At 68.0% G+C, this 8,237-nt stretch carries 6 protein-coding genes and 1 tRNA gene; 2 read left to right on the plus strand and 5 right to left on the minus strand.

The window, feature by feature from the left end; genetic code table 11:
- Positions 1–123 precede the first annotated feature (123 nt).
- From P2Q66_RS20495 to P2Q66_RS20515, 5 genes are all read right to left on the minus strand, one after another.
- Positions 124–196: transfer RNA gene (locus P2Q66_RS20495), tRNA-Asn, on the minus strand.
- A 77-nt stretch (positions 197–273) separates the two neighbouring features.
- Positions 274–2,190, minus strand: a complete 1,917-nt coding sequence (gene dnaG, locus P2Q66_RS20500) for a DNA primase (RefSeq protein ID WP_079595560.1) — start codon at positions 2,188–2,190, stop codon at positions 274–276.
- A 67-nt stretch (positions 2,191–2,257) separates the two neighbouring features.
- Positions 2,258–3,547 carry a deoxyguanosinetriphosphate triphosphohydrolase gene (locus P2Q66_RS20505; RefSeq protein WP_079595561.1) on the minus strand — a complete coding sequence of 430 codons (1,290 nt, stop codon included), beginning with the start codon at positions 3,545–3,547 and terminating at the stop codon, positions 2,258–2,260.
- Positions 3,540–4,718, minus strand: coding sequence for a tRNA dihydrouridine synthase DusB (dusB, locus tag P2Q66_RS20510; RefSeq protein WP_079595562.1), 1,179 nt, complete (start codon positions 4,716–4,718; stop codon positions 3,540–3,542). The genes P2Q66_RS20505 and dusB overlap by 8 nt, the downstream gene beginning before the upstream one ends.
- A gap of 156 nt (positions 4,719–4,874) precedes the next feature.
- Complete coding sequence (locus P2Q66_RS20515) at positions 4,875–6,401, minus strand: YibE/F family protein (RefSeq protein ID WP_275731107.1); 1,527 nt, start codon at positions 6,399–6,401, stop codon at positions 4,875–4,877.
- Between the two features lie 135 nt (positions 6,402–6,536).
- On the opposite strand from P2Q66_RS20515, the gene P2Q66_RS20520 reads away from it, so the two are divergent.
- Both P2Q66_RS20520 and P2Q66_RS20525 read left to right on the plus strand, forming a co-directional pair.
- Positions 6,537–7,295, plus strand: a complete 759-nt coding sequence (locus tag P2Q66_RS20520; protein ID WP_254865447.1) for an alpha/beta fold hydrolase — start codon at positions 6,537–6,539, stop codon at positions 7,293–7,295.
- Positions 7,296–7,383: 88 nt separating this feature from the next.
- The gene (locus tag P2Q66_RS20525) at positions 7,384–8,205 is read left to right on the plus strand and encodes a lysophospholipid acyltransferase family protein (RefSeq protein WP_275731110.1); all 822 of its coding nucleotides are present in this window, start codon (positions 7,384–7,386) and stop codon (positions 8,203–8,205) included.
- Positions 8,206–8,237: the final 32 nt, after the last annotated feature.

The raw sequence follows: 8,237 nt of genomic DNA on the forward strand, positions 1-8,237 counted from the left end.
TGAAGCAGGTATGACATTAGCAAAGGATTCCGGCGAATGTGAAATCGGCGGATTTGCGGGCCGGATTGCCGTTCGCGGGGATAAAAAAATCCCCGTTCCGGAGGCCGGAACGGGGATTGTGCGCTCCTCCTGCTGGACTTGAACCAGCAACCCTTCGATTAACAGTCGAATGCTCTGCCAATTGAGCTAAGGAGGAATGAAGCGGGTATTAGCCTAGCAAACACCTGCCCGGGAAATGAAATCGGCGCTTTGCGGAGGGGCCGGACACGGGGGCTACGCCTCCGCCCGCAGTGCCCGGCGTTCCATCTCCAGCATCATCAGCTCACGGTTGAGCCGCTGGTAGGTTTCCGGGTCCGCCGCAGGGTCCAGCCGCTGCAGCTGCCCCATCTTGTCCGCCTTGACCCTGGTGATCTGCAACTCGAAGAGCCGGGAGAGGATGTCCCGGCAGTACTTCTGCACCGCCTCCTCCGTGCTTGCCGGCAGCGGCACCACCGCGAGCTCGGACACCAGCGGCCGCAGGGGCTCGGGAACCTCGTGCATCACGTGCTCCACCCACCGCACCGGATCGTTCACCAGGCCCGCGCCGGTGGCGCGCATGGCATCGTGGACGGCCTGGAACGCCGGCGTGGCGAACCGGGCAGCGGCAAACCGCTCCCAGACCCCGCCGCCCAGCAGTGCGGGCTCCTGGAGGGCCACTTCGAGCGCCTGGCGCTCCATGGAGGCGACAGGGTCCCGCGGGTCAGGCCGATGGAAGGAAGGAACAGCGCCCGACGCCGGCCCTGCGGCAACGCCTGGCCCGCCGGCTTGGGCGGCCGGAGCGGACGTCCGGGGAGCGGCGGCAGGAGCCCCTCCCTGGTCACCGCGTTTTACGGCGGCGTTGACGAGCCTCAGCACCTCGTTGGGGTCCGGCATCCCCAGCCAGCCTGTGAGCTCCTGGCAGTAGCCCGTCCGGGTGGAAGCGTCACGGATGCCCGCCACCACCGGTACCGAGGCTTTCAGGCCCTGCACCCGCCCTTCCACGGTGTCCAGGTTGAACTGTTTCAGGGTGGTGCGGATGGCGAATTCAAACAGCGGCCGGCGGGACTGCACCAGGGCATGAACGGCTTCGTCGCCCCTGCTTTGGCGCAGGTCGCAGGGATCGGCACCTGTGGGTTCCACCGCCACGTACGTCTGCGCGGTGAAGCGCTGGTCTTCCTCGAAGGCCCGCAGCGCGGCCTTCTGGCCGGCGGCGTCGCCGTCGAAAGTGAACACCACCTCTCCCCCGGTGCCGTCGTCGGAGAGCAGCCGCCGGGCAATCTTGATGTGCTCGGTGCCGAACGCGGTGCCGCAGGTGGCCACCGCCGTCGTGATTCCTGCCAGGTGGCACGCCATCACGTCGGTGTAGCCCTCCACCACCACCAGCTGGCGGTCCTTGGCTATGCTGCGCTTGGCGAGGTCAATGCCGTAGAGGACCTGGGATTTTTTGTACAGGGCGGTCTCGGGGGTGTTGAGGTACTTGGGCCCCTGGTCGTCCTCGTAGAGCTTGCGGGCGCCAAAGCCGATGGTGTCCCCGGCGATGTCCTTGATGGGCCAGATGAGGCGGCCGCGGAAGCGGTCGTAGATGCCGCGGTTGCCCTCGGAGAACATGCCAGTGAGCTTCAGTTCGGCGTCGGTGAAGCCGCGGCCGCGGAGGTGCTTGAGGAGGGCGTCCCAGCCCTGGGGGGCGTAGCCGCAGCCGAAGTGTTCCGCTGCCGCCCGGTCGAAGCCGCGGCCGTGCAGGAAGGTCCGTGCCTCCGCCGCGCCCGGCGTCAGCAGCTGGGCGCGGAAGAATTCGTCCGCGATTTTGTGGGCGTCCAGCAGCCGCTGCCGGCGCCCCACCTCCTCGCGGTTGGGGCCGGTGCCGCCGTCCTCGTACCGGAGCTCGTAACCGATGCGTGCGGCAAGTTTCTCCACGGCCTCCTGGAAGGAGCTGTGGTCCTGCTTCTGGACGAAGGCAATGACATCGCCGTCCTCACCACAGCCAAAGCAGTGGTAACGGCCCACCTGGGGACGGACGGTGAACGACGGCGAGCGCTCGTCGTGGAACGGGCACAGGCCCTTGAAGGTCCCCAGCCCGGCACCCTTGAGCGTGACATAGCCGTCAACCACTTCCTTGATGTCCGTGCGCTGGCGTACTTCGTCAATATCTTCGCGTTTGATCAGCCCAGCCACAGAGCAATCCTAATGCGGGGGTACGACGGCGGAAGCCGCCTTATGGCGTTCCTCACCACAGTGCGCATCACCACAGCGACGGCAGGCTCCCCACCAGTCGCTCGTACAAGGCCAGGGCGGAACCGTCCGTGAGGGAGGCCACCTGGTCGATCACCACACGCAGCCGGGCGCCGTCGTCGGGGGCGTCCCGCCAGTCGGCAGCGAACATGGGCTCCAGGTGCCGGTCACCGGTGGCGCTCAGGGCGGTCACCAGGGCGTGGAGCACCTCGCGCTGGCGTTCGTAGATGGGCTGCCGGTGCTCGGTGGTCATCACGAACGTGGTGGCCAGGCCCTTCATAACGGCAATTTCCATCACCGTTTCATCCGGAACCATGAGTTCGGCGTTGTAGCGGGTGAGCCGGCCGGGGCCGTACACCGCGCGGGTGGTTTCGAGCGCGCTCTGGCAGAACCGGCCGATCAGCTGGCTGGTCATGTTCTTCAGGGCGGCCATGGACTTGCGGCTGCCGTCCGCCTCCCGCACCCACACATCGGTGGCTTCCAGCCGGGCCAGCGCGGCGTCGATGGCGGCGGGGTCGTTGTGCGGCAGGTACCACTGCTTGGCGTAGCCCACAACACGGGCGCGGTGGTCCGGGTTGTCCATCCAGCGGAGCTGGAAGTGTCCGGCGACGATCGCGTCCTCCACGTCGTGGACCGAGTACGAAATGTCGTCCGCGAGGTCCATCACCTGGGCTTCCAGGCAGGACCGGCGCTCGGGGGCGCCCTGCCGGATCCAGGTGAAGATGGGCAGGTCATCCTCGTAGGCGCCGAACTTACTGGTCCGCTGGCCGTGGATGACCGGGGCCTCCAGTGCGGACCAGGGGTATTTGGCCGCCGCGTCCAGGCTCGCCCGGGTGAGGTTCAGCCCGGCGGGCAGGCCATCCGCCGTCAGCACCTTGGGCTCCAGGCGGGTCAGCAGCCGAAGGGTCTGGGCGTTGCCCTCGAACCCGCCGATGGCATGCGCCACCTCGTTCAGCGCAGACTCCCCGTTGTGGCCGAAGGGCGGGTGCCCGAGGTCGTGGCTCAGGCAGGCGGTGTCCACCACATCAGGGTCGCAGCCCAGGGCACGGCCGAGTTCGCGGCCTACCTGCGCCACCTCCAGGCTGTGGGTCAGCCGGGTCCGGACGAAGTCGTCGGTGTCCGGGGCCACCACCTGGGTTTTTGCACCCAGCCGGCGCAGGGCGGAAGAATGCAGGACGCGGGCGCGGTCCCGCTCAAAATCGGAGCGGTACGTGCTTTTCGGCGGTTCCTCCACCCAGCGGGCGGAATCGTCGGCATCGTAGCCGGGCAGCACCGGCGCGGCCGTGCGGGCCTCAGCCACCGGAGACGTCCAGCTCTGCTGCCGAAATGTCCCTGGACTGGTCGTCGTTCAGCGCACGGGACTCCAGCCAGTCCTTGGGCAGGGCGGGCTTTTTGGGCGATCCGGCACGGCCGCGCGGGCCCTCCGCGTCACCGCCCGGGTACGGCGAGTCAAGGTCCAGTTCGGCCAGGGTATCGCGCAGCACCTCGAGGCTGGTCACCAGCGCCAGCCGGGTGCGCAGCTCTCCGCCCACCACGTAGCCCTTGAAGTACCAGGCGATGTGCTTGCGGATCTCGCGGAGCGCCTTGCCTTCGTCGCCGAAGGTCTCCACCATCAGCTCGGCATGGCGGTAGACGCCCTCGGCCACCTGGCGCAGGTTGGGCCGGAAGCGGGTGTCGCTGCCTTCGAACGCCGCCTGCAGATCGCCGAACAGCCACGGCCGGCCCTGGCAGCCTCGGCCCACCACCACGCCGTCCACCCCGGTTTCGCGGACCATCCGGACGGCGTCCTCCGCTGACCAGATGTCGCCGTTGCCCAGCACCGGGATATCCGGGAGGGCTTCGCGGAGCCGCGCGATGGCGGACCAGTCCGCCTGGCCCGAGTAGAACTGGGCGGCGGTGCGGCCGTGAAGCGCGACGGCGGCCACGCCGGAATCGCGGGCGATGCGGCCGGCGTCGAGGTACGTCAGGTGGTCCTCGTCAATGCCCTTGCGCATCTTGATGGTCAGCGGGATGTTGCCCCGGGAGGCTTCCTTCACGGCAGTCTGGACGATGGACGTGAAGAGGTCGATCTTCCAGGGCAGGGCGGATCCGCCGCCGCGCCGGGTGACCTTGGGGACGGGGCAGCCGAAGTTCAGGTCGATGTGGTCCGCCCTGTCCTCTTCCACAAGCATTCGCACTGCCTGGCCCACCGTGACAGGGTCCACGCCGTACAGCTGGACGGACCGGACCTTCTCGTCGTCGTCGTGGGAAATGATCCGGAGGGATTCGGGGGTCCGCTCCACCAACGCGCGGGAGGTAACCATCTCCGCCACGTACATGCCGCCGCCGTATTCACGGCAGAGCCTGCGGAAGGCAGAGTTGGTGATCCCGGCCATGGGTGCCAGGATCACCGGCGTGTCCACGGTGATGGGACCCAGCTTCAGGGGCGGGAGTTCCAGCTTGGGAGCGGGAGTAGTTGCTGCAACAGTCACCATTCCATTGTTGCAAAGCCGGACAAATCGGGTGGCCCGCCCCGGATCACCTACACCGGCCTGGGTTAGCGGCGCCCTCGGTCAGGGGGCTGGAGAGCGCCCGTCCGGTCAGTGGCATTCGCGGTCAGCGGCGTTCCCGGTCAGCGGCGTTCGCGGTCAGGGACGTTCCCGGTCAGCGGCGGCCCGGCGGCCGCGGCGGGTAAGCGGCGCGCCCTCCTGACCATCAGCCGAGTCCAGACGTTGAGCGGCACCCGGACCTTCACCGGCGCCGGCACCTGCGGCGGCGCCTGGTTGTGCGGCGACGCGCCGGGCCCGTCCTTCCAAGGCCGCGGCTGCGAGCGCACCGGTGTCCTCGACATCGTCCAGGCTGTGGCCGGTGCCGGCATCGCGTGCACTGGCCCCGCGTGGCTGGGATCCGCCTGCCACGGCCATGGCAGGGGCTTCGACAGCGGCCGCACCGGCGTTGATGCCGGTCGCCTTGACCACCAGCACCGCGATAAGGGTGGTCACCGGGATGGCCAGGACCAGCCCGATGGAGCCGACGAGCGTCCTGATGACTTCTTCGGAGAGCTCTGCGCTGGTCAACGTCTCCCCCAGCGGCCGGTCGTAGAGCATCACGATGATGAGGATGGGCAGCGCCGCACCGGCGTACGCGAAGGCAATGGTGTAGACCGTGGAGGCGATGTGGTCGCGGCCAATCCGCATGGCGGAGGTGAACAGCTTCCGCGCACTGCTGCCCGGGGCCAGTTCGTACAGTTCCCACACGGCGGAGGACTGGGTGATGGTGACGTCGTTCAGGACGCCCAGGCCGGAGATGATGAGCCCGCACAGGATCACGCCGGAGATGGAGATGTTGGCTGAGGTGTTGACCAGGGTGGTGGCGTCGTGGTTGCCCACGCCCGCGAGGTTGGCGGCATTCGTGGCCCAGGCGGCCAGGAGCGCCGTAATGCCCAGGCCGAAGATGGTGCCCAGCAGCGCGGTGGAGGTCCGGGCCGAGAATCCGTGGGCGAAGTACAGGACCCCGATCATGATCACGGTGGACCCCACCAGCGCCAGCAGCAGGGGCGGCTTCCCTTCCACGAGGCCCGGAAGCATGAAGCTGGCCAGCACGAAGTAGGCGCCGACCAGCCCGACGAGCGCGCGGAAGCCCCGCCACCGCGCGACGGCGATGACCACGGCTGCGTACAGCAGGGCCAGCAGCACGATGGGCAGGGTCCGCACGAAGTCCACGAAGATATAGGCGGGCGAACCCTGCGAGGCCGAGGCACCCTGGGCATTGGACAGGTTCAGGTAGCGGATCTGGTCCCCGGGCTTAACGCCGTGGGACTTGGCGACGTCCGGGTTGATGACCACTTTGACGGGGCTGCCGCCCTTGTCCGGTTCGGTGAAGGCGAAGGTGCAGTCCGATCCCTGCTGGCCCGGGCTTTGGGTGGGCGCCTGCCCGTCCTGGGCCTGGGGCGTTTGGTTCTGCTGGCTGGCGCCCTGCATGCAGTTTTCCGTCACCACGCTTTGGATGGTGCCCGTATCGAAGGTCACGCCAGGGGCAGCCGAGTACGGGTTGGCCAGCGAGATGCCTTCCTTGCTTCCGGAGGGCCAGAGCATGGCCATCCCGGCCAGGGTCAGCAGGGTGATGGGAATGAGCACCGCTGCCAGGATCCGGTTGGCCTTCCTCCGGGCAGCCATCGCCTGCGGCGTCGGCTCCGAATGACCTGTAGAAGCGTGGGAATGGCCGGCGCCCATCAGCAGTGAAACCTCATACCTTGAACTCTACGTCCGGCACCGTAGGGTTGATAAATGGATCATTGGGAGGTACCAGGCGTGACCAACCGAAGCGCTGAAGACAGCAGCAAACTGCCCTCCGGCGGCGTCCCCCCGGCACCCGGCCACCAGGCCGTGCTGAGTGTGCTTGAGGCCTCCGGTCCCACCAGGGGCGTGGCCCTGGTGCTCCACGGCGGCAAGTCCCATAGCCGCGAACCGGTGGAAGCCCTGCACCTGAGCCCGGCCCGTATGGTGCCCTTCGCGAGGCACCTGCACCGCGCCGGGCGGAAACATGGGCTGGCGGTCTGGTCGCTGCGCAACAGCGTCCGCGGGTGGAACGGGCCGGACATGTCCCCGGTGCAGGACGCCCGGTGGGCGCTGCGGCAGATCGAAGAGCAGCATCCCGGCGTGCCCGTATTCCTGGTGGGCCATTCCATGGGCGGGCTGACGGCTGTTTGCGCCGCCGGCCATCCCCAGGTGGAAGCGGTGGTGGCGCTGGCTCCCTGGCTCAGCCCGCAAACGCCAACCTCAGGGGTCGCCGGCAGGAAGGTCCTGATCGTGCACGGGACCCTGGACCGGTGGACCAGCCCGTCCCAGTCGCTGGCGTTCGCGCGCCGGGGCTCAGAGGCAGCGGCCAGCATGCAGTACGTGGCGTTGAAAGGGGCTGGCCACTTCATGCTCCGCAAGGTCCGTTTGTGGCAGATCCTGGCCACCGGGTTCGTCATCAAGGCGTTCAGCGAAAGCACGGGCGCCACTGTCCGGCCGCCCCGCGCCTTCGGGCAACTCCTGCCGGAATCGTCCGTCCAGGTGACCCTGTAAGCCGTTTAGCCGGAACGCCTTCCTGGCGACTCTTTATTGGCCCCAGACAGGCCTGAAACCCGGATTCCCCGAACAGCTGGAGACATGCATGCCATGGCATCCGCCGCCCAGTGACCGTTTCTACCGGCTGATTGTCCGCCTGGGCCAGGTCCTCCGGTGGGCCTTCCGGATCACCATCCTTCCCACCGGGCTGGAACATGTGCCGGCACCCGGCCTGCGCCATGGCATCGCGCGGACTGTGGTGCCCGGCTCCGGCGCCGTCTTTGCCATCACGCACTTTGGCTACCTGGATTTCGCGGCGTCCGAACTGGTCCTGTGGAAGCATTCCCGCGCCCACATGCGCTTTATGATCCACCAGGGGGCGGCAGACCACTGGCTGGCAGGCCCGGCTATCAGTGCTACAAACAGCGTGGTGGTGGGGTACACCGAACGCGCCGGCGCTTTTGACGAGGCCGTGGCCAAGCTCAGGAGCGGCGAATACCTGGCCGTGTTTCCGGAAGCGGGAGTGAGCAGGAGCTTCCTGGTCCGGGAGTGCAAAACAGGTGCCGTACGAATGGCAGCCGAAGCAGGCGTCCCCGTCTTCCCGGTGTCGGTGTGGGGCGCGCACCGGCTCTTGACAAGGGGGCAGCGGTTTTCCCCGCGGAGGGCATGGCGTGCACCGGTCCGGGTGCATTACGGCGAACCGCTCCGGTTCCCGCCTGAGGTGGACGCGGAACGCGAAACCGAACTCCTGCGCCGCACGCTGCAGGCGGGCGTCGATACCTGCATCGCGGACTTCCCGCTGAAACCGGAGCCCGGTGCCTGGTGGATGCCGCGTCACCTGGGCGGCGGCGCGCCGTCCGAAGCTGAGCGGCAGGCGCTGGACGCCCAGGACGCCGCCAGGGGCCGCCGTCGTACTCCCCGAAAGTAGGTAGCGCCAAGTGTCCTTGTGGAGGTCCACAA

This window comes from Arthrobacter sp. Cr_A7 (genome assembly GCF_029222765.1).
Classification (GTDB): Bacteria; Actinomycetota; Actinomycetes; order Actinomycetales; family Micrococcaceae; genus Arthrobacter.